Source organism: Nonomuraea sp. NPDC000554, from assembly GCF_040300065.1.
GTDB lineage: Bacteria > Actinomycetota > Actinomycetes > Streptosporangiales > Streptosporangiaceae > Nonomuraea.
On sequence record NZ_JBEPDC010000057.1, the window covers coordinates 1 to 19559 of the forward strand.

The 19559-nt window shown below is 72.1% G+C and carries 21 protein-coding genes and 1 pseudogene; 6 read left to right on the forward strand and 16 right to left on the reverse strand.

The window, feature by feature from the left end; all coding sequences use genetic code 11:
- Positions 1-194 precede the first annotated feature (194 nt).
- The 3 genes from ABT294_RS50295 to ABT294_RS50305 all read right to left on the reverse strand — a co-directional run bounded on the left by ABT294_RS50295 (position 195) and on the right by ABT294_RS50305 (position 3097).
- Complete coding sequence (locus ABT294_RS50295; RefSeq protein ID WP_350813669.1) at positions 195-1394, reverse strand: Cmx/CmrA family chloramphenicol efflux MFS transporter; 1200 nt, start codon at positions 1392-1394, stop codon at positions 195-197.
- A 375-nt stretch (positions 1395-1769) separates the two neighbouring features.
- The gene (locus ABT294_RS50300; RefSeq protein WP_350813670.1) at positions 1770-2975 is read right to left on the reverse strand and encodes a YncE family protein; all 1206 of its coding nucleotides are present in this window, start codon (positions 2973-2975) and stop codon (positions 1770-1772) included.
- A complete protein-coding gene (locus tag ABT294_RS50305; protein WP_350813671.1) occupies positions 2972-3097 on the reverse strand; it encodes a hypothetical protein in 126 nt (41 codons plus the stop codon). The genes ABT294_RS50300 and ABT294_RS50305 overlap by 4 nt, the downstream gene beginning before the upstream one ends.
- A gap of 186 nt (positions 3098-3283) precedes the next feature.
- On the opposite strand from ABT294_RS50305, the gene ABT294_RS50310 reads away from it, so the two are divergent.
- Positions 3284-3763, forward strand: a complete 480-nt coding sequence (locus tag ABT294_RS50310) for a molybdopterin-dependent oxidoreductase (RefSeq protein ID WP_350813672.1) — start codon at positions 3284-3286, stop codon at positions 3761-3763.
- 27 nt (positions 3764-3790) lie between these two features.
- Here the strand turns inward: ABT294_RS50310 and ABT294_RS50315 are convergent, their stop codons facing one another.
- The 5 genes from ABT294_RS50315 to ABT294_RS50335 form a co-directional block, all read right to left on the reverse strand.
- Positions 3791-4849: an ABC transporter ATP-binding protein gene (locus ABT294_RS50315; protein ID WP_350813673.1), complete on the reverse strand. Its 1059-nt coding sequence runs from the start codon at positions 4847-4849 to the stop codon at positions 3791-3793.
- Positions 4846-5679 carry an ABC transporter permease gene (locus ABT294_RS50320; RefSeq protein ID WP_350813688.1) on the reverse strand — a complete coding sequence of 278 codons (834 nt, stop codon included), beginning with the start codon at positions 5677-5679 and terminating at the stop codon, positions 4846-4848. The genes ABT294_RS50315 and ABT294_RS50320 overlap by 4 nt, the downstream gene beginning before the upstream one ends.
- Positions 5680-5694: 15 nt before the next feature.
- Complete coding sequence (gene modA / locus ABT294_RS50325; protein WP_350813674.1) at positions 5695-6486, reverse strand: molybdate ABC transporter substrate-binding protein; 792 nt, start codon at positions 6484-6486, stop codon at positions 5695-5697.
- A gap of 11 nt (positions 6487-6497) precedes the next feature.
- Positions 6498-6908 (reverse strand): TOBE domain-containing protein, encoded by a 411-nt coding sequence (locus ABT294_RS50330; protein ID WP_350813675.1) that lies wholly within the window; start codon positions 6906-6908, stop codon positions 6498-6500.
- A 493-nt stretch (positions 6909-7401) separates the two neighbouring features.
- Positions 7402-8034 (reverse strand): TetR/AcrR family transcriptional regulator, encoded by a 633-nt coding sequence (locus tag ABT294_RS50335; protein WP_350813676.1) that lies wholly within the window; start codon positions 8032-8034, stop codon positions 7402-7404.
- Between the two features lie 173 nt (positions 8035-8207).
- Here ABT294_RS50335 and ABT294_RS50340 point away from each other — a divergent pair, with 173 nt between their 5' ends.
- Together ABT294_RS50340 and ABT294_RS50345 are read left to right on the forward strand one after the other, a co-directional pair.
- Positions 8208-8660: a hypothetical protein gene (locus tag ABT294_RS50340; protein ID WP_350813677.1), complete on the forward strand. Its 453-nt coding sequence runs from the start codon at positions 8208-8210 to the stop codon at positions 8658-8660.
- Between the two features lie 177 nt (positions 8661-8837).
- Entirely contained in the window at positions 8838-9173 is a 336-nt protein-coding gene (locus ABT294_RS50345) for a luciferase domain-containing protein (RefSeq protein WP_350813678.1), read from the forward strand.
- Here the strand turns inward: ABT294_RS50345 and ppk2 are convergent.
- The 4 genes from ppk2 to ABT294_RS50365 form a co-directional block, all read right to left on the reverse strand.
- A complete protein-coding gene (gene ppk2, locus ABT294_RS50350) occupies positions 9117-10118 on the reverse strand; it encodes a polyphosphate kinase 2 (RefSeq protein ID WP_350813679.1) in 1002 nt (333 codons plus the stop codon). The two genes, ABT294_RS50345 and ppk2, sit on opposite strands and share 57 nt — an antisense overlap.
- On the reverse strand, positions 10115-11269 hold the full coding sequence (locus ABT294_RS50355) for an inorganic phosphate transporter (protein WP_350813680.1): 1155 nt from the start codon (positions 11267-11269) through the stop codon (positions 10115-10117). Before ABT294_RS50355 ends, ppk2 begins: the two co-directional genes overlap by 4 nt.
- A gap of 104 nt (positions 11270-11373) precedes the next feature.
- Positions 11374-12474, reverse strand: coding sequence for a sensor histidine kinase (locus tag ABT294_RS50360; RefSeq protein ID WP_350813681.1), 1101 nt, complete (start codon positions 12472-12474; stop codon positions 11374-11376).
- 125 nt (positions 12475-12599) lie between these two features.
- Positions 12600-13247 (reverse strand): TetR/AcrR family transcriptional regulator, encoded by a 648-nt coding sequence (locus tag ABT294_RS50365; RefSeq protein WP_350813682.1) that lies wholly within the window; start codon positions 13245-13247, stop codon positions 12600-12602.
- A gap of 52 nt (positions 13248-13299) precedes the next feature.
- On the opposite strand from ABT294_RS50365, the gene ABT294_RS50370 reads away from it, so the two are divergent.
- A complete protein-coding gene (locus ABT294_RS50370; protein ID WP_350813683.1) occupies positions 13300-14877 on the forward strand; it encodes an ABC-F family ATP-binding cassette domain-containing protein in 1578 nt (525 codons plus the stop codon).
- Between the two features lie 7 nt (positions 14878-14884).
- Here the strand turns inward: ABT294_RS50370 and ABT294_RS50375 are convergent, their stop codons facing one another.
- The 4 genes from ABT294_RS50375 to ABT294_RS50390 form a co-directional block, all read right to left on the reverse strand.
- Positions 14885-15544: a response regulator gene (locus tag ABT294_RS50375; RefSeq protein WP_350813684.1), complete on the reverse strand. Its 660-nt coding sequence runs from the start codon at positions 15542-15544 to the stop codon at positions 14885-14887.
- Positions 15541-16650 (reverse strand): sensor histidine kinase, encoded by a 1110-nt coding sequence (locus tag ABT294_RS50380; RefSeq protein ID WP_350813685.1) that lies wholly within the window; start codon positions 16648-16650, stop codon positions 15541-15543. The genes ABT294_RS50375 and ABT294_RS50380 overlap by 4 nt, the downstream gene beginning before the upstream one ends.
- A gap of 7 nt (positions 16651-16657) precedes the next feature.
- The gene (locus ABT294_RS50385) at positions 16658-18106 is read right to left on the reverse strand and encodes an alpha/beta fold hydrolase (protein ID WP_350813686.1); all 1449 of its coding nucleotides are present in this window, start codon (positions 18104-18106) and stop codon (positions 16658-16660) included.
- A 155-nt stretch (positions 18107-18261) separates the two neighbouring features.
- A complete protein-coding gene (locus ABT294_RS50390; protein ID WP_350813687.1) occupies positions 18262-18660 on the reverse strand; it encodes a hypothetical protein in 399 nt (132 codons plus the stop codon).
- A 161-nt stretch (positions 18661-18821) separates the two neighbouring features.
- On the opposite strand from ABT294_RS50390, the gene tnpA reads away from it, so the two are divergent.
- Both tnpA and ABT294_RS50400 read left to right on the forward strand, forming a co-directional pair.
- A complete protein-coding gene (tnpA, locus tag ABT294_RS50395; RefSeq protein WP_350813689.1) occupies positions 18822-19205 on the forward strand; it encodes an IS200/IS605 family transposase in 384 nt (127 codons plus the stop codon).
- A 43-nt stretch (positions 19206-19248) separates the two neighbouring features.
- Positions 19249-19559, forward strand: a pseudogene (locus tag ABT294_RS50400) (RNA-guided endonuclease TnpB family protein); the annotation flags it as partial.

Genomic DNA, 19559 nt, shown 5'->3' on the forward strand with positions numbered 1-19559 from the left:
CCGCCAGCCCCGCCGCCAGCCCCGCGGCCAGCTCTGCGGCCGGGCCCGGCGGCAGCGCCCCGTGCAGCAGTTCCACGCGGTGCACCAGGCGCGGCGCGGCCAGCGGAACGCCCCGCGCGGCCGAGGCGGGCAGCAGGGGCCGTCAGCCGGCGGGCCGCCCGGGGCGCCGCCGTGGTGGCAGGTCAGGCCGCCCGCTAGGAGGCGTGGCCCTGCCCGCGGATCGCGGCCTTCTCGCGCGGTGCGGTCCGCATGCGCCGGACGACCTGGGCGAGGCCCGCTGTGACGAACGCCGCCGCCACCAGCAGGGCGCTGACCCACAGCGGCGAGCGGTAGCCGAGCCCGGCGGCGATGGTGACGCCGCCGATGGCGGGGCCGGCGGCCGCGCCCACGTTGAGGGCCGCGGTCGCGAACGAGCCGCCCAGCGAGGGCGCCTCGGCCGCCGCGTACAGAACCTGGGCGATCAGGGTCGAGCCGACGGCGAACGAGAGGGTCCCCTGGACGAAGACGAGCAGGAACGCGGCGACCGGGCTGCCGGCCGTGGACGCGAAGAGCGCCCACCCGGCGAGCAGGGCGATCCCGCCCGGAATGAGGACTCGCATCGGCCGCGTGTCGGACAGGCGGCCGCCGATGGTCACTCCGGCGAACGACCCCAGACCGAACAGCGCCAGCACAGCCGGCACCCACCCCTCGGAGAAGCCGCTGACGTTGGTGACCAGCGGGGTCAGATAGGTGAAGGTGCAGAAGGTGGCGGCGTTCACCAGCGCGGCCAGCAGCAGCACGACCAGCAGCCGCGGGCCGCGCAGCGCCCGCAGTTCGCGCCGGGCGCTGGGACGGGCCTCGTCCGGGGTCGCCGTGTCCGGCACCGAGCGCAGCACGGCGACGACGGCCGGCAGGGAGATCAGGGCCACCGCCCAGAACGCCGACCGCCAGCCGAGCGCCTGACCGAGCGCCGCACCGGCGGGCACACCGGCGACGCACGCGAGCGTGATGCCACCCAGCAGGACGGAGGTCGCCCGCCCCTTGGCGTTCGGCGCGACCATGCCGCTCGCCGTCGCGAGCCCCACGGCGAGGAAGCCGGCGTTGGCCACCGCCCCGAGCACCCGGGTCACCAGGAGCACGGAGAAGCTGGTGGTGACCGCACCGACGACATGCACGAGCATGAACGCGACCAGGAAGACGAGCAGCGCCCGCCGGCGCGGCCAGCGCAGACTGAGCACCGCCATCAGCGGCGCTCCGACGATCATTCCTGCGGCGAAGGCGGACGTCAGCGCGCCGGCGGCCGGGATGGACACGTTCAGTTCCCTGGCGATGTCCGGAACCAGCCCGGACAGCATGAACTCGGACGTTCCCTGGGCGAATACCGCCAGTCCGAGGATGTAGATGGCGAAGGGCATGCAGAAACTCCACTGCTGCGTCGGAAGGGCATCACAACGAGGGCGCGGCGCACCGCCGCGGCACCTCGAACAGGCCGCAGGAAGCGGGCGTTCATCCGGGGCGCGCGGGCGCTACCGCGTGAAGGAGACCGGGCTCGGCACCACGAGGGTGAGCGAGCTCCCGGGAAGAGTCAGTCCGTGTGACGGTGATCCGGCGGCAAGGGTGACGAAAGGGCGCGCGGTCTCAGCGACGGCGCGTGACATCACAGGAAGCCACCGAAGGACCGGTGGCTAGCGTCTTGACGCCTCAGGACTGGACATGGGCCACACCCTAGTGAAGGGCCACAGGGCTCGTCCACCGCATTACGCGCCTGAGGAGGCCCGCGCTCCCGATGGTCAGCCGGTGACGGGCTCGGCGTGCAGGACCGTCCGCAGGCCGGGCACGGTGATCGCGGCGAGCCGGCCGCCGGTGTCGGAGCGCAGGCGCAGCACCTGCTCGCCGGCCCCCGCCAGCAGCTCGCCGTCCAGCCAGGCCAGCCCCCGCGCCTGGCCTGGCAGGTCCCAGGCGGCCCGCGGCGCGAGCGTCTCGCCGTCGGCCACCTGCACCCGCGAGCCCGCCCCCAGGTAGAGCCGGTCGCCGTCGGTGACCGCGAACGCCTCGCCCGGCTGCCTGCCCAGGAAGCCGCTGCGGCGGATCGTCAGGTCGTCCGTCGAGGCCTGCACGACGCGCCCGGTGGAGGCGTCGAACACGTACAGCCGCTTGCTCTCCGGCGCCAGCGCGATCGTGTGCGCCTGCGCCGGGCCGAGACCGAACGGCGCGGGCAGGTCCAGGCAGTAGGCCCAGAACTGGTTCAGGTTGAGCACGTGGACGAAGGCGTGGACGCCCGGGTCGAGGTCGCGCCCGGCCAGCAGGTCGCGGGTGTGCAGGTGGTCGTCCTGATGGGTGTAGAGCGTGTAGAGGACGGAGGCGTCGGGGTCGAGGACGGCCTGGCGGCCCCGGCCGCGCATCTCCTCCTCCTTGCCGGCCGGGATGACCTTCTTGTCGCGGGTATGCAGCGGCGCCGGCCGGCCGGAGTCCAGGTCGACCATCCGTACCCGGTATCGCTCGGGCCGGTCCGGCGGCAGGTAGTCCAGGACGTACATGACCTGGCCGTTGCCGGAGAACGCCTCGGGCTCGATGTTGCCGTCCAGTTCGAGCGTGCGGTTGCCGTCCTCGGTGGCGAGGGTGATCGTGGTGCGGCGGCGCGGGCCGGGCGCCGGCGCGACGGCGACGACCCGCCCGGAGACGGCCTTGATCTGCTGCCCGGGCACCGGCGTCGTGGTGACGAGCCGCCCGGTGGCGGCGGTGTAGGTACGCAGGAGCCCGTGGTCGAGCTGGTAGAGCCGCGCCCAGCGGGCTCCGGCTACGGCGCCGGGGTAGGTGCCGGTCACCGTGCCGCTGGCCAGGTCGAGCCTGACCAGCCCTGAGGCGGTTTCGGCGAAGAGCGTGCCCGGCCCGCCCGGCGGCGTGGGTCGGGTGCTCTGCTGGGAGGCTTCGGGGGCGCACGCCGACATGGCGAGCGCCGCGCCCAGGGTCAGCGCCTGGCGTCTGGTGATGGTCACGCCCTTGCTACACCGGCCGCGCCGCTCAGGTTCCCCGGCTCGGCGCGCAGCTCGCTCGGTGGGCAGGGGCGGTCGGCCCGGTGGGCGCGGACGATCTCGACGCCGTCCGTGAGGCGTTCCACCGGCTGAACCCGAGTGGTTCCACCGGTACCTCAGCTGACGCGTCTTCCCATCGCTAACGCCAGGATGACGGCTTGATTGTCCTCGTAATTGCCAGGCATCTGACAATGATGGGTTGCATATGAGTGTGTTCCTCCCTAGACCTGGGCATGCATGAGTAAAACGGTCAGCGGGTGAGGAGGGCGCCGGTGCAGCCCACGTCGATCGACCTTGCCGCCCAGGTCCGGCCCGACGGGCTGATGCGCCTGTCGGGCGATGTACGGGAACCCGTCCGGCTCGGCATGGCCGAGTTACGGGCGCTGCCGCAGCGCGAGGTGGTGGTGACCTTCGAATGCCGCACCTCCGGGCCTCGTCGGCACCGCTTCACGGGCCCGCTGCTTCTCGACGTCGTCCGGGAGGCGCGACCGCTGTTCGATCCGTTCGAGCGCAAGGACCGGCTGCGTTTCCTGGTCTCCGTCCTGGGACGCGACGGGCATCACGCGGTGCTGTCGTGGGGCGAGATCGACCCCGAGTTCGGCAACACCGAGGCCCTGGTGGCCGTCCGCTTGGACGGCGACGATCTCGACAGGCAGGGCCCGCACCTGGTGGTGCCGGGCGACCGGTGCGGCGGCAGGCACATCAGCCGGATCGCGGAGATCAGAGTCTGCGCGGACAACCCCCTGTGGTGATAGGCCCCCGTGGGCACGGCGCGGCGGTCACGCCGGGTACGCATGTGTCTCGGTCGCCTTGACCGAGGCCCAGATCTGCCGGCCCGCGGCCAGGTCGAGGTCGGCGACCGCGGCGGGGGTGATGTCGGCGAAGGCGACGATCGGGCCGTCGAGGTGGACGCGGACGTTGTCGCCGTGCCGTTCGATGCCCGCGACGCGGGCCTGCCACAGGTTGCGCGGGCTGCCGTCGGGGCGGGTCCGGTAGAGCGCGACCGCCGCGGGCGAGAAGGCCACGAACGCGGGCCCGTCGACCCGGTCCGCGGTGCTGAACAGCACCTCGTCGACCTTGACCTGCCGATCGACGGCCAGGCCGCGGTAGAGGTTGAGACCGACCAGGCGGGCGACGTAGTCGGTGCGCGGGCGGCGGGCCACCTCGGCGGGGGTGCCCTGCTGGACGACGGCGCCGTCCTCGATGACGATCAGCCGGTCGGCGAGCACCATCGCGTCGAGCGGGTCGTGCGTGACCAGGACGGTGGCGCCGTCGAAGTCGGCCAGGTGGCGGCGCAGCTGCGAGCGGATGTCCAGGCGGGTGTGGGCGTCGAGCGCGGCCAGCGGCTCGTCCAGCAGCAGCAGACGCGGCCGCACGGCCAGCGCCCGCGCGAGGGCGACCCGCTGGGCCTGCCCGCCCGACAGCCGGCCCGGCCGGACGGCGGCGTGCTCGGCCAGGCCGACGCGCTCCAGCAGGGCGGCGGCGACGCGGCGGGACTCGGCCTTGGAGACGCCGTGGCAGCGCGGCCCGAATGCCACGTTGTCGAGGGCGGACAGGTGCGGGAAGAGCAGGTAGTCCTGGAAGACCATGCCGATCGGGCGCCGCTCGGCGGCCAGCGTGTGCAGCGGGCGGTCGTCGAGCGTGATGTGCCCGCCCTCGGACAGGCCGGTGAGCCCGGCCAGCGCGCGCAGGGCGGTGGTCTTGCCCGCGCCGTTGGGGCCGAGCAGCGCCACGACCTCCCCCATGGCGATGTCGAGCGTGATGTCCAGGCCGAACGCGGGCCGGGTGACGACCAGGCGGGCGCGCAGGCCGCCCTGCCGGGGCTCGGACGGGGTCACGGGCTGTTCACCCACCGGTCGCGCAGGCTGGCCAGGATGATCACCGAGACGGCGAGCAGGACGAGGCTGAGCACGATGGCGGCCTCCGGCTCGGTCTCCAGGGCGAGGTAGACGGCGAGCGGCATGGTCTGGGTACGGCCGGGGAAGTTGCCGGCGAAGGTGATGGTCGCGCCGAACTCGCCCAGCGCCCTGGCCCAGCACAGCACGGCTCCGGCCACCACGCCCGGCATGACGAGCGGCAGGGTGACGCGGCGGAACACGGTCCACCGCGAGGCACCCAGGGTCGCGGCGGCCTCCTCGAAGCGCACGTCGGCGGCGCGCAGCGCCCCCTCGACGCTGATGACCAGGAACGGCATCGCCACGAACGCCTCGGCGACGACGACGCCGGCGGTGGTGAAGGGCAGCGTGACGCCGAACGCCGTCTCCAGCCACTGCCCGACCAGGCCGCGACGTCCCAGCACCAGCAGCAGCGCCACGCCGCCGACCACCGGCGGCAACACCAGCGGGACGGTCACCAGCGCCCGCACCACCCGCAGGCCGGGAACGGACGCCCGCGCGAGCAGCCAGGCCAGCGGCACGCCGAGCAGCAGGCACACGGCCGTGGCCACGGTGGCGGTCACCAGCGACAGCCGCAACGCCTCCAGCACCTGGGGCTCGGCCAACCGTTGCGGCAGCGTCGCCCACGGCGCCCGCACCAGCAGCCCGGCCAGCGGCAACACCAGGAACGCCAGCCCGAGCAGGGCGGGAACCACCAGGACCCAGGGCAGGCGGCCGGCGCGCGGCGATCCCCGCTCGGGGCTCCGAGCGGGTGCGGGCGTGGTGGAGGTCATCACGGTCGGGAAGCGTCAGGGAGCTTCGAAGCCGGCCTTCGTCAGCACGTCCTTGCCCTGCTGCGACAGCACCAGGTCCACGAACTGCTTGGCCGGGTCGGCGGCGGGTGCCTTGGACAGGACCGCGATCGGATAGTCGTTGATCGCCTTGTCGGACTCGGGGAAGTCGATGCCCTTCACCTTGCCCGCGCCGGCGATCACGTCGGTCTTGTAGACCAGGGCGGCGTCGACCTCGCCCAGTTCGACCTTGGTCACGGTGGCCTTGACGTCCTGCTCCAGCGTGACCGGGGTGATCTTCAGCCCGGCCGCGTCCAGCGCCTTGACCGCGGCGGCGCCGCACGGCACCTGCGCGGCGCAGAGCGCGACCTTCACCTTCGGATCGGCGAGGTCCTTGAGCGCCGCCACCTTGGCCGGGTTGTCGGCCGGGACGGCGATCTGCAGCTTGTTGCGCACGAACGTGGTCGGCGCGCTCGCCAGGGAGGCGTCGGTGACGGTCTTCATGGTGGCGGGGCTGGCGGCGGCGAACACGTCGGCCGGCGCCCCCTGGGTGATCTGCTGTGCCAGGGTGGCGCTCGAGCCGAAGTTGAACTTGACCGACGTGCCCGGATGTGCGGCCTCGAACGTCTTGCCGAGCTCGGTGAACGTTCCCGTCAGGGACGCGGCCGCGAACACCGTCAACGTCGTGGCCTTTCCGGCGGCGGCGGAGGCCGGGGCGGATGCCGGCTGGCTGGAGCCGCAGCCGGACAGACCTGCGAGCACGAGTGCGACCGGCAGGGCGACGGCCCACCGGGATGGACGCCTGATCACCAAGGGGCTCCTTACGGGCTGGCCACGCGGGCGTGGTCGGGGATCTCCACGACGACGTTGGTGGACTTGATCACGGCGACCGCCACCACCCCCACCTCCAGGCCCAGCTCGTCGGCGGCCTGGCGGCTCATCAGCGACACCACCCGGTACGGCCCGGCGGCGATCTCGACCTGCGCCATCACCGCGTCGCGGATGACCTCGGTCACGATGCCGCGAAAGCGGTTGCGGGCCGAGGAGTGGCCCGAGCCGTTCTCCGCCGCGATCTGGGTGCGGGCGAACGCGGCCAGATCGGCGCCGTTCACCTGCCGGTGACCGTGCTCGTCGCGTTCGGCCGCCAGCCGACCCGCGTCGACCCATCGGCGGACGGTGTCGGAGCTGACGCCGAGCAACGCGGCGGCCTCGCTGATCCGGAACGTCGTCACAATCAACCACCCTACCGTCGCACATGCCACCATGAACATCGTTCTCTCGCCGCAAGAGCGGCAGTATCCGGCCTCTGGCCTTGGCATCCGCAAGACCATCGCCCGCCTGCCGGGCACCGGGCTTGCTCTCAACCCGCAGAAGCCTTGATCAACGCCGTTCGGCCTCGCGATCGCCGGCCCTCTCCCCTGGCCATGTCGGGGTCGCAGTAGTGCTCGGGAAAAATCGTGCGGATATCGCTGAACAGACTCCTACCTGGGGATCTTCGGGCAGCGGCGGCACGACTGGCCGAACAGCTACACCTGGCGATCTCCTGGACCGGCCCCGCCGCCGGCTGATCGGGGAGGCACCGGATACGACAGAAACGGGCCGCGGGCTGAAGTGGGTTGGGGTGTTCCGGTTGGGGATCCGGAACACTGGAGGGCGTGGACGCGCAGGTAGTCCGGGCCGGGTCTGGCCGCCGGTGACGGACTCCAGGGCGCGGGCCGGCCGCCGTTATGCGGGATGTTCCTGGTCAGAGGGCGGCCAGATGCTGCGGAGTGGTCGCATGCCGTCCTCGACGTAGTCGGCGATGGGGCGGTTGCCGCCGTCGAGATACCACTGCTCAAGGGCGGCGAAGTAGCCGAAGGCGAGGGCGTTCGCAGCCACGCGGGCCTGTGTGTGGTTCAGCTCTCCTGCCTCGGCGAGCAGTGGCGCGATCCGCTGGCCCGCGCGGTCGAGGGTGGCGAAGACGGCCATGCGCACCGATGGTTCGACGAAGAAGTAACGGACCCTGCGCCGCGGGCCCTTCTCCGGCTGCGGGCCTTCGTCTGCGTCCGCGACACTGGATGCGCCTTCCGGCCCGGCTTCGTAGGTGCGGACGGCTCGGACCAGGCTGCCGACGGGATCGCCGGGGTCCAGGATGTCTTTGAGCGCCTCCGGGCTCATCATGTCGAACTCGATGTCGGTGACCACGATCCCTTCCTTCGTGCCGAAGATGCGGTAGACCGACGACGGTGAGACCTCGGCCGAGGCCGCGATCTCCTCGATCGTGACGGCGCCGAACCCCTTCTCGTCGAAGAGGTCGAGGGCGCGTTCCTGGATGGTGCGCATGGCCTTGAGTCGCCAGCGTTCACGAAGTCCGGTCATGCGATCAAGGCTAGCGGGAAGTCACACGCTTAAGCATGTCACTGTCAGTTAGACATTGACTGTCTCAAGACAGTTCCATACAGTCACTTGCTAAAGAAAGTGACTGTCTCAATGGTGTGGCGAGCAGACTATCCCGCCCGTCACCGACCCACTTGCCTGGAAGGACGCATGTCATGACGACGCTGAAGCAGAGACCGGGTAACCGGACCGCACTGACGACGATGTATGTCGGGGCGGGACTCACCGCGGTCGCCACCCTCTTTCCCTTCATCGACCGAGCCACCACGACCGTCATGGCAGACCACATCAGGGCGGGCTATCCCGCCTACGAGCCCGGTGCCATCGACGCCGCCGTCGCTGCGTATCTGGTGATTCTGGCCACGGTCGGCGGGCTGGGACTCCTCGGCTGGCTCGGCACGATCTGGGCGGTCCGCGCCGACAAGAGGTGGGCTTCCTGGTCGGCGATCGGGCTGCTCGCGATCGCGGTCACCTTCGCGCTCGTCGCACTGACTGTCCGGGACAGCTCGGGTGATGTCGGCCTGGCGCCGCTGCTGGGCTGGCTGCAGGTCCTTCCGTGTGTGGCCGGCCTCGTCGCGGTCCCGCTGTTGTGGAGAAGGACGGGATGATCGCAGGCACGACGAGGGCGCGGGCGCGGAGCCTCGGCCGTGCTCCTGCCTGGTCAGCCAAAGCCGCCCGATTGTCCCGAGTACCCCATGACCGCCCATCACCGAAATGTCATGAGGGTGTAACGGTTCGAACGCGGCGGGTTTCCCTACCTGGACTCCGCCCCAGACGATGGACCCGTGGTCCGGCCCCAGAGTGCCCTGCGAGAGTCACTGGCTCCCGGCCTGACGCAGGCGGCGAACGTCCTGCGGTCATGGCCCGCTCTCACCATGCTCCCCATCGACGACGGCGTGTCCTTCGCCGCCGGTGGTCGCGAGATCGTCCGGCTGACCGGGCGTACGGCCCATGTGCATCTCACCCGCCCGGCGATCGACCGCCTGGAGGCCGCCCTGGGCACGTGCCCGCACGTGAACCCCTCCGCGGAGCGTGGATGGGTGCTCATGCACGTGGACGCCTCGCTAGACGTCGATCTCCTGCTCGCCCTCGTCAGCGTCGCCATCAAGGCCAACGTCTGAGGGCGCCGCGTCGTGGTCCTCGTCGAGGATGTCGGCGGCCGAGATCACGATGCGCGGGTCGGGGATGCCGACCACCTGGGCGTCCTTGCCGTCGTACTCGAACAGGCTCAGCACGTACCGCATGGCCTCCAGGCGGGCGCGTTTCTTGTCGTTGCTCTTGATGACCGTCCAGGGTGCGGCCGCGGTGTCGGTGTGCAGGAACATCTCCTCCTTGGCCCGGGTGTAGTCCTCCCACTTGTTGAGCGAGGCGAGGTCCATGGGTGACAGTTTCCACTGCCGGACGGGGTCGACCTGGCGGATGACGAAGCGGGTGCGCTGCTCCGAGCGCGACACCGAGAACCAGAGCTTGACCAGGTGCAGACCGGAGTCGACGAGAAGGCGCTCGAACATCGGCGCCTGTTCGATGAACTCCTGGTACTCCTGCTCGGTGCAGAAGCCCATCACCCGCTCCACCCCGGCGCGGTTGTACCAGGAGCGGTCGAACAGCACGATCTCGCCGGCGGCGGGCAGGTGGGCGACGTAGCGCTGGAAGTACCACTGGGTGCGTTCGCGCTCGCTGGGCTTCTCCAGCGCGACCACGGTCGCCCCACGCGGGTTGAGGTGCTCCATGAAGCGCTTGATCGTGCCGCCCTTGCCCGCCGCGTCGCGCCCCTCGAACAGCACCGCCAGCCGCTTGCCGGTGCGCTTGACCCAGTACTGCAGCTTGAGCAGTTCGATCTGCAGCAGCCGCTTCTCGTGCTCGTACAGGCCGCGCTCCATGCGCGTCGCGTAGGGGTAGTGCTCGCGCCAGGTGTCGACCGGGCGGCCGTCGGCCCGCATCAGCACGGGATCGTCGTCGCTGCTGTCGTCCACCCACAGCCCGGGCGTGGCGTCGAGCAGTTCGACCTCGTCGTCGGCGACGAGCGGGTCGAGCACGACCGGCGGCTCGTTCGGTGGACTGGTCATACCGTGTCCTTCGGCGCGGCCGGGGCGGGAGTGAGTCCGCCCGTCCATGCCGCGTTGACGTTGCCCGCGTTCACCGGCTTCCGGCGCGCGGCCAGGTAGAGCCCTCCCGACAGGAGCAGCGCGGCGGCGAAGACGACCGTGACGCCCAGCGCGCCGCCGATGACGTCCGCGCCGGACCAGGCCAGCGCGCCGACGGTCGCCGCGGCGGGCAGGGTGACCAGCCAGGCGGCGAGCATCCTGCTCGCGACACCCCAGCGGACCTCGGCCAGGCGCTTGCCCAGGCCCGAGCCGATCACCGAGCCGGTGCACACGTGCGTCGTCGACAGCGGGAAGCCGAAGTGGGAGGAGGCGAAGATGACCGCGGCGGAGGAGCTCTCCGCGGCGAAGCCCTGCGGTGTCTCGAGCGCCGTCAGGCCCTTGCCGAGGGTCCGGATCACCCGCCATCCGCCCAGGTAGGTGCCCGCCGCGATGGCGGTGGCGCTGGCCACGATCACCCAGAGCGGCGTGCCCGCGTCCTTGCCGATCGTCCCGTTGGCGATCAGCGCCAGCGTGATGACGCCCATCGTCTTCTGCGCGTCGTTGGTGCCGTGGGCCAGGGACACCAGCGACGCCGAGCCGATCTGCCCGTAGCGAAAGCCGCGATCGCGCAGCCGGCCGGGCACCGACCGGGTCAGGACGTAGACCAGGTAGGTGCCGACCGTGGCCACCACGATGGCCGCCAGCGGCGCGAGCACCGCGGGGATGAGCACCTTGGACACGATCGCCGTCCCCTTGACCGCCGAGGCGCCGGCCGCGATGAGCGTGGCGCCGACGACTCCGCCGATGAGCGCGTGCGAGGAGCTGGAGGGGATGCCGAAGTACCACGTCACCAGGTTCCAGGCCAGGCCCCCGACCAGCCCGGCGAAGACCACGGTGAGCGTGATCGCGCCGGTCTCCACGATGCCGGTCGCGATGGTCGCGGCGACTTGCAGCGACAGGAACGCCCCCGCGAAGTTGAGCACCGCCGACAGCGCGACCGCGAGCTTCGGGCGCAGGGCCCCGGTGGCGATGGACGTCGCCATGGCGTTGGCGGTGTCGTGGAAACCGTTGGTGAAGTCGAACGACAACGCCGTGGCGACCACGATGGCGAGCAACACGGAGTTCGCGTCCATAACGTCAGATATGACCCTGACTCAGGGGCTAAACCACCGCCCACCGGAGAATGCCTCCGCTGCTCGTGCGGCCTGCCCGAAAGTCCGCTGAGCGAGCCGGGTCTTCAGGAGGTCGGCGGCAGGGAGGCGGTGAGCTGGAAGCCGCCCTCGGGCAGCGGGCCCGCCTCGACGTGGCCGCCCGCCTGGGAGAGACGTTCGGCCAGGCCGCGCAGCCCGCTGCCGTCCGTGGAGGGCGCGACCGCGCCGGTGCCGTTGTCGCGGACGGTGACGGCCGGGCCGTCCAGGCGGATCTCCGCTCTGGTGGCGTCGCTGTGCCTGATGATGTTGGTGACGCCCTCGCGCACCACCCACCCCAGCAGCGCCTCCGACGGGGCCGTCGGCGCGGTGCCCGTCCGGTGGACGACGAGCTCGACCCCGGCGGCCTTCAGCGCGTCGCGGGCGCGGTCGAGTTCGGCGGCCAGGCCGCCGCCTCGGTAGCCGGTGACCGCCTCGCGCACCTCGGTGAGCGCCTGCCTGCCCACGGCCTCGATGTCGGACGCCTGCCGCTGGGCCTGCTCGGGGTCGCGTCCGGCCAGCCGCCGCACCGCCTCGGCCTTGACCACGATGACCGACAGCGTGTGCCCCAGCAGGTCGTGCAGGTCGCGGGAGAAGCGCAGCCGCTCCTCGGCCACCGCCGCCTCGGCCAGGCGCTGGCGGGTCTCGCGCAGTTCGCCGATGACGGCGTGCAGGTGCAGGATGACCGCGATGACGAGGCCCGCGCTGAACGTCCCCCAGGAGAAGGCCATGATCGACTCGATGCTGCCGCCTCCCAGTCCCACGATCAGCCCCGTCAGGACGGTCAGCGCGGCCAGCGCCACCCGGACCGCCCTGCCGGACAGCACCAGGGAGATCGCGACGCCCAGCAGCGGGAGGACGTAGTACCAGCCGCCGCCGAAGGTCGCCGACAGCGCCAGCACCACGGCGGCCAGCGCGGCGAGGGCCGTCCGGGCGATCGCCAGGCGCTGCCGGAACGCGCTGAGGGTGACGAGGGTGTGCAGGACGCAGACGGCCGCCAGCCCCGCCCACGACAGCCAGGCGGGTTGGAAGGTGCCGTCGGCCGTCTCCCAGACGGCGGCGATGCCCAGCAGCATGAGGACGAGGAAGCTGGTGCGTCCGGGGGCCTCGTAGGGCTTGCCGTCGGGGGCGGCCAGGTGGTGTTCGGGCATCATGGCAACGGTACGCGGTCAGGCGGCGCGCCCGGCGACGGAGTTCACGCTCCGCAACGCTAGAGGCCAGGGGACGTCCGGCCCAGAACCAGAAGTCCCCTCTCCCCCGCGACAAAAGTACGCGTTCAGCCCTGACCTGACCCGTGGGTGCGGCGGGTGACCCTTGAGGCCATCCCGTCGAGCAGGAAGCCGAGGCCGCGGGTGAAGGTGTCGTCCCAGTCGTGGTCGAGGCCGTGCTCAGCCAGCGTCGGATAGTCGCGCAGGTGCTCGCGCGGGGCGCCGCCGCCGCGCTCCCCCGCCTGCGTGGTGGCCGAGCCGGTGACGAACGTGGCCAGGCTGTGCGCCGCCGCCGGCAGGTCGGCCCCGGAGAACCCGGCGGCGGCCAGCGTGGCGTACAGGAACTCGGTGCGTCCGAGCGCGTTGGGGCCCATCATCGGACGGTCGAGCAGCCCGACCGACCACGGGTGGCGCAGCAGCGTCGCCCGCCATCCGGCCAGCAGTTCGCCCACCTGGGCCCGCCACGGCCCGGGGCCGGGCACCGGCACCTCGCCGAAGATCGCGTCCAGGGCCAGGTCGAGGACGTCGTCCTTCGTTCTGACGTGCCAGTACAGGGTGGTGGAGCCGGTGTCGAGCCGCTCGGCCAGGCGGCGCATCGTCAGCCGGGCCGCGCCCTCCTCGTCGAGCAGGGCCACCGCCTCGGCGACGATCCGGCCCAGGGTGAGGGTCTGCCGCTCCTGCTTGCGTGGCCGCAACCACACGCTCTCGCTTCCCACGCGGTCATAATACGCTGTACGAGAGCCGGATCGATGGTCTAGTAATGGAACGGTGAGCCATGTCGAGGTGAGTGACCTGACCTACCTGCTGCCCGACGGGCGGCTGCTGCTGAACGAGGTGTCCTTCAAGGTCGGCGACGGCGTCAAGGCGGCGCTGGTCGGCCCGAACGGCGCGGGCAAGACCACCCTGCTGCGGCTGGTCGCCGGGGAGCTGGAACCCGCCGCCGGCCGGGTGGCCGTCTCGGGCGGGATCGGCGTGATGCGCCAGTTCCTCGGCGAGGGGACGGTGGCCGACCTGCTGCTGGCCGTGGCCCCGCGACGGGTCAGGGACGCGACCGACACGCTGGCCCGCGCCGAGGCGGACCTCGCCCGCGACCAGGACGACGAGCCCGCTCAGCTCCGCTACGCCCAGGCGCTCAGCGACTACGCCGACGCGGGCGGCTACGAGCTGGAAGTGGTCTGGGACGTGTGCGCCACCGTCGCGCTCGGCCTGCCCTACGACCAGGTCGCCGCGCGCCCGCTCGGCACGCTGTCGGGCGGCGAGCAGAAGCGGCTCATGCTGGAGGCGCTGCTGCGCGGCCCCGACGAGGTGCTGCTGCTCGACGAGCCCGACAACTACCTGGACGTGCCCGCCAAGCAGTGGCTGGAACGCGAGCTGCGGGCCACGTCCAAGACGGTGCTGCTCGTCTCGCACGACCGCCGCCTCCTGGCCGAGTCCGCCGACAGGATCATCACGGTGGAGGCGCGCGGCGTGTGGGTCCACGGCGGCGGGTTCGCCGGCTACGCCCAGGCCCGCGCCGAGCGCGCCGACCGGCTGCGCGACCTGCGCCGCCGCTGGGACGACGAGCGCAACCGGCTGCGCGGCATCGTCCACACCCTGCGCCAGCGCGCCACCCACAACGACGCCCTGGCCACCTCCTACCAGGCGGCGGTCACCAGGCTGGCCAGGTTCGAGCAGGCAGGCCCGCCCGAGCAGGCGCCCAAAGCGCAGAACATCCGCATGCGCCTGCGCGGCGGCCGTACCGGCAAGCGCGCCGTCACCTGCGAGCGGCTGACCCTGACCGGCCTGCTGGACGCCTTCGACACCGAGATCTGGTACGGCGAGCGCGTCGCGGTCCTCGGTCTCAACGGCACCGGCAAGTCCCACTTCCTGCGCCTGCTGGCGGGCGAGCCCATCCCCCACACCGGCGAGGCCAGGCTCGGCGCGCGCGTCCGGCCGGGCCTGTTCGCGCAGACCCACTCCCGCCCCGACCTGCACGGCCAGGCCGTGGCCGACCTCGTCATGCACGGGCACCGGCTGGAACGCAACGACGCCATGGCCGCCCTGGCCCGCTATGAGCTGGCCCCGGCAGGAAATCAGCGGTTCGAGACCCTCTCGGGAGGCCAGCAGGCCAGGCTGCAGATCCTGCTGCTCGAACTGTCGGGCGCCACGCTGCTGCTGCTCGACGAGCCGACCGACAACCTCGACCTGGCCAGCGCCGACGCCCTCCAGCACGGCCTGACGGCCTTCGAGGGGACCGTGCTGGCCGTCACCCACGACCGCTGGTTCGCCGCCGACTTCGACCGCTTCCTGATCTTCACCGCCGGCGGGGAGGTCCGCCACAGCACCGAGCCCCGCTGGGATCTCTGACCTGGAGTCAGGGCAGGTCGTCCCAGGTGACGAGCCCGTGCCGGTGGGCGTAGACGGCCGCCTGCACGCGGGTCCGCAGCCCGAGCTTGGCCAGGATCCGCTCGATGTGGACCTTGACCGTGCCCGGTGAGATGACCAGCGTCCCGGCGATCTCCGCGTTGCTGCTCCCGGCGGCCAGGTGGCGCAGCACGTCCGTCTCGCGCGGCGTCAGCGTGGCCAGCTCGCCCGTGGCAGGCCGGGGCGAGGTGGCCGCGAACCGGTGCAGCAGGCGGGGCGTGACCTGCGGGTCCACCAGCCCGTGCCCCTCGTGGGCGACCCGCACGGCGTCGAGGATCAGGCCGGGGTCGCTCTCCTTCAGCAGGAAGCCGACCGCGCCCGCCTGCAACGCGCCGAACAGGTACTCGTCCAGGTTGAACGTGGTCAGGGCGACCACGGCCGGTGCCGGGTCGAGGGCCAGCAGGTCGCGGATCGCGGCCAGCCCGTTCATGCGGGGCATGCGGATGTCGGTGAGCACCACGTCGGGCCGGTGCCGCCTGGCCATCTCGACCACCTCGAACCCGTCGGACGCCGCCGCCACCACCTCCAGGCCCGGTTCGGACGACAGCAGCAGGCGCAGGCCCTCCCGGGTGGGCGCCTGGTCGTCGGCGACGATCACGCGGATGCTCACCGGCCGGCTCCTTCGGTGTCGCGGTGTACCGTCCCTTCGTCGAGCGGCAGGCGAGCGGTCACGCGCCAGCCGTGAGGGGCGCGTGGCCCCGCGGCGAGCGTGCCGCCGAGCAGCGTCGCCCGCTCCCGCATCCCGCGCATCCCACGGCCCTCGGGCAGAGCGGGCTCGCCGGGAACCGCCCGCCCGCCGTCCTCCACGACGACCACCACGGTTCCCCGGCTCCAGGCGACCCGCACCGCTGCCTGCGCGACGCCGGCGTGCCGCATCACGTTGGTCAGCGACTCCTGCACGATCCGGTACACCGCGTACCGCACCTCCAACGGCATCGGCTCCTGCGGGATGTCACCGTCCAGCCGGACCCGCAGCCCCTGATGCGACAGGCGGGCGATCAGCGCGCCGAGGTCGGCGGCGTCGGCGTCGGCGTCGGCGTCGTCACGGAGCAGGCCGAGCAGCCGCCGGGTCTCGCCGAGCGCGGTGCCGGAGATCTCGGCGATCACGTCCAGGGCCCGGGTCGCGTCCTCGGGGGTGCCCCGCCGTCCGCCCACGGCCTGGAGCCTGATCGCGCTGAGGTGGTGGCCCACCACGTCGTGCACGTCGCGGGCGATCCTGGCGCGCTCCTCCGCCCGCTCGACGAGGACGGCCTGCCGGGCCTGGTCGTGGCGCAGACGCAGGATGTGGCCGAGCGCGACCGGCGAGAGCCCGGCGGCCACCGACATGACCAGGGACGAAGGCGACGGAGGCCGGCCCTGGACGAGGTCGAACGCGACCAGCCAGCAGGTCGCGGCGATCGCGGGCAGCGACCGCCACCGGTCGCGGTGGTAGGCGGCCGAGCCGAACGCCGCTGTCGTCACCCAGGCGCCGACCTGTGGTAGCTGGAGCACGACCGCGAGCAGGACGGCCGCGCCCGAGGCCAGCGCGGCCGTCATCGGCAGAAGGCGGCGCACGGCCAGCGGCGCGCACACCGCGCACACCAGCATCCCCCACAGGGGCGTGAGCCCGCCCGTGTCGCTGCCGAGCAGCGGAACCCCCAAGATCAGCAGCATTGTCGCCGCCGCCAGCACGGCGTCCTGGACCTGCGCCGGCAGTGCCCGCCACGCTCCGATCACGGTCGGCTCACCCCCGGGGGATCCTAGCCACCAGGTCGCCGGGGCAGCGCGCCCCGGCCGGCGGCAGGGTCCCGGCGGTCAGGTAGTCGTGCACGTGCCGGCGCAGGCAGGTGCCGCCCAGCCCGGACGCGCTCTGCATGAGGTAGGCGGCGTGCCCGTCGCCGTGCCTGACCACCCGCGCCCCGGGAAGCTGCGCGGCCAGGTGCTCGGCGGCGAGGTTCGGGGTGTTGTCGTCGGTGTCGCCGATGGCGACCAGCACCGGCGGCACGCCCTTGGCCCGCAGTGGGTGGGGCGGGTTGGAGGGGTCCTTCCCGATGCCGAGGCAACGGGCGACCTGGTAGCGGCCCTGGATCCAGCCGATCCGCGGCGCGGCCGCGCGCAGGCGCGACTCGATGGCCAGGAAGGCGCGGTAGCCGGGCAGGCGCGGCATGAAGTCGTGGCACAGCATCGCGCCGTGGGGATAGCCGGGGGTCTCCGGAGGCAGGGGCCGCAGCTTGGCCAGGTCGGTGGCGTCGCCGTCGGCGGCCCTGCGCAGCGCCGCGGCCAGGCGCGGCCAGGCCGGCGGGGTGAGCCCCTCCCGCACCGCGACGAGGAACTCCCGCTCGTTCACCGTCCCCTTTCCCGCGGGCAGAGGGGCGCGGCGGACGCGGGCGAGCAGGTCGTCGAACACCTTGATCGCGTCGTCGTCGCCCAGCGCGCACCCGGCCGCGCACCAGTCGCGGAAGCGGCCGAGTTGCCGCTCCTCGGTGCGCGCGTTGTCCATCAGCCAGCGTTCCAGCGACGGCCGGGTGTGGTCGGCGACGCCGTCCAGCACCATCCGGCCGACCTTGGAGGGGAACAGTTCCAGGTACTCCTGGCCGTACACGGCGCCGTAGGAGTTGCCGAGATAGCGCAGCCTGTCGGCGCCGAGTGCGGCGCGCAGCGCCTCCAGGTCGTGGGCCACCTGCCAGGACGTCAAGCCCGCGTAGGCGCTACCCATGGCCGCGCGGCAGGAAGCGTCGTAGGCGGCGTTCGCCCTGGCCTGCGCGCGCCAGCCCGCCTCGCCGGGCCGCAGGATCAGCTCGGCGATGCCGGGCTGCGGTGTGGCGCACTCGACGAGCGAGGAGCTGCCCTTGTCGCCCATGCCCCTGGGGTCGATCAGGACCACGTCGAACCAGGTGGTCAGCTCCGACACCGTCGCGGGCATGGAGCGCACGGGCTGGATGGTCGCGCCGCCGCCGGTGTTGACCACGAGCGGGCCGAGGCTGCGCTGGGGGTCGCGAGCGGGCATCCTGGCCAGGTCCACCTGGGTCTTCGGCCCGTCGGGCCGTTTCCAGTCGACCGGCACGGTCAGCTTGGCGCACTCGAAGCCGTCGCCGCACGCCACCCAGCCCAGGGGGCGGGCCGATGCCGGAGGTGTTGCCGCCGCCGTCGCCCCCAGGGCGAGGACGGCCAGCGTGGTGCTCAGGAATCGCATGAGATCCAGCCTCGCGCCGAGCGCCCCGGCCGGCGTCTGCCGTTCGGCATATCCTCTGAGCCGTGCACGCCGACCTCGACGCCGTCTTCCGCCAGGAGTGGGGGCAGGTGCCGGCCACCGCCGCTTTCTCGCCCGAAGGTTGGCGGAAGTGGAGGTCAGCGGCCGCCCGTGAAGGGGGGCTCGCCCGCCTTGAGGGGTCGGAAGCGCAGCGCCGACCAGACTTCGTCGACCGCGACCTGCCCGTTGGGGCGCAGGCCGTACTCGACGACGATCGGCCAGAGCGTGTCGCGGTTGATGTCGGACCTGTTGCCCTTGGGGTAGGCGACCCAGAGCGTGGCGGGCTCGGCCAGCTGGTCGCGGTGCTCGTCGAGGACGCGCCTGGCGGCGGCCGCGTCGGCGGCGAAGACCACCGCGACGGTGGCCTGGCCGAGCTCGGCGACGTGGCCGGCCCCCTCCGGCAGCGGTCCGACGAGGCCGCGGTGTTCCGGGTCGGAGATCCACACTGTGCTGCCCGGCTTGATGAGGAGCTTGTCGGCGACGGTCTTGGCGGCCATCAAGTCGAAGGCAGGGGACTGCTTCCTTCAGGGAGTGGGGAATGCCGAGCGGGAAGGCGCTCTGGCGCCTGAGCGTGCCTTTACCTGCGAATTTCGGCTTTCTTCAGAAACCACTGCGCTTATAGGAGCGCGGATCTCATAATGATCGAGTGCCTCGTCAGGTGCGTCCTTCTCCCAGTGCGGCGTACGACTTGGGCTACCACGTGGTGCGGCGCTCCAAGTACTGGCGCCGTGTCGTGGGCGGCTGGGTCAAGACCCGGCTGGAGGAGTTGATCCGCGCCAAGGCCGCAGAGCACGAGTGGGAAATCATTGCCTCAGAGGTGATGCCTGACCACATGCACCTGTTCGTCAAGTCACACCCAAAGCGCTCGACCTCGTACGTGGCGAACCAGTTCAATGGATCCACCTCTCCCCATCTGCGCTCCCGGCTTCCGAGTCTGTGGTCACGCTCGTACGTCGTGGCGAGTGTGGGAGCGGTGAGCGTGCGGCGCTGTATCGAGGCTCAGTACGAGCGCGTCCCCAACAGTGGGGGCGCTGGTGCGTAGGTCGTTCAAGTTCCTGCTGCGTCCCACGGTCAAGCAGCAGATCATGCTGACCGCGATGCTGGACGATCACCGGGCGCTGTACAACGCGGCACTGCAAGAGCGCCGCGAAGCATACCACCGGGCGAAGATCTCGATCCGGTACGGGGACCAGTCCGCGCAGCTGAAGGAGATCCGTACCGATGACCCGGCAGGGCAGGGCCGCTGGTCGTTCACCAGCCAGCAGCAGACGCTGCGCCGGTTGAACAAGGCATTCGAGGCCTTCTTCCGCCGCGTCAAGGCGGGTCAGTCGCCTGGCTACCCGCGGTTTAAGGGGCGTGGCTGGTTCGACACGGTGACCTTCGTCGAGGGCGACGG

Bases quoted from the DNA above. Each gene is read 5' to 3' on its own strand.
- ABT294_RS50335 (WP_350813676.1), bottom strand. From the start codon at position 8,034: ATGACCGGACTTCGTGAACGCTGGCGACTCAAGGCCATGCGCACCATC.
- ABT294_RS50390 (WP_350813687.1), bottom strand. From the start codon at position 18,660: ATGGCCGCCAAGACCGTCGCCGACAAGCTCCTCATCAAGCCGGGCAGC.
- ABT294_RS50320 (WP_350813688.1), bottom strand. From the start codon at position 5,679: ATGACCTCCACCACGCCCGCACCCGCTCGGAGCCCCGAGCGGGGATCG.
- ppk2 (WP_350813679.1), bottom strand. From the start codon at position 10,118: ATGACCAGTCCACCGAACGAGCCGCCGGTCGTGCTCGACCCGCTCGTC.
- ABT294_RS50340 (WP_350813677.1), top strand. From the start codon at position 8,208: ATGACGACGCTGAAGCAGAGACCGGGTAACCGGACCGCACTGACGACG.
- ABT294_RS50360 (WP_350813681.1), bottom strand. From the start codon at position 12,474: ATGCCCGAACACCACCTGGCCGCCCCCGACGGCAAGCCCTACGAGGCC.
- ABT294_RS50295 (WP_350813669.1), bottom strand. From the start codon at position 1,394: ATGCCCTTCGCCATCTACATCCTCGGACTGGCGGTATTCGCCCAGGGA.
- ABT294_RS50355 (WP_350813680.1), bottom strand. From the start codon at position 11,269: ATGGACGCGAACTCCGTGTTGCTCGCCATCGTGGTCGCCACGGCGTTG.
- ABT294_RS50385 (WP_350813686.1), bottom strand. From the start codon at position 18,106: ATGCGATTCCTGAGCACCACGCTGGCCGTCCTCGCCCTGGGGGCGACG.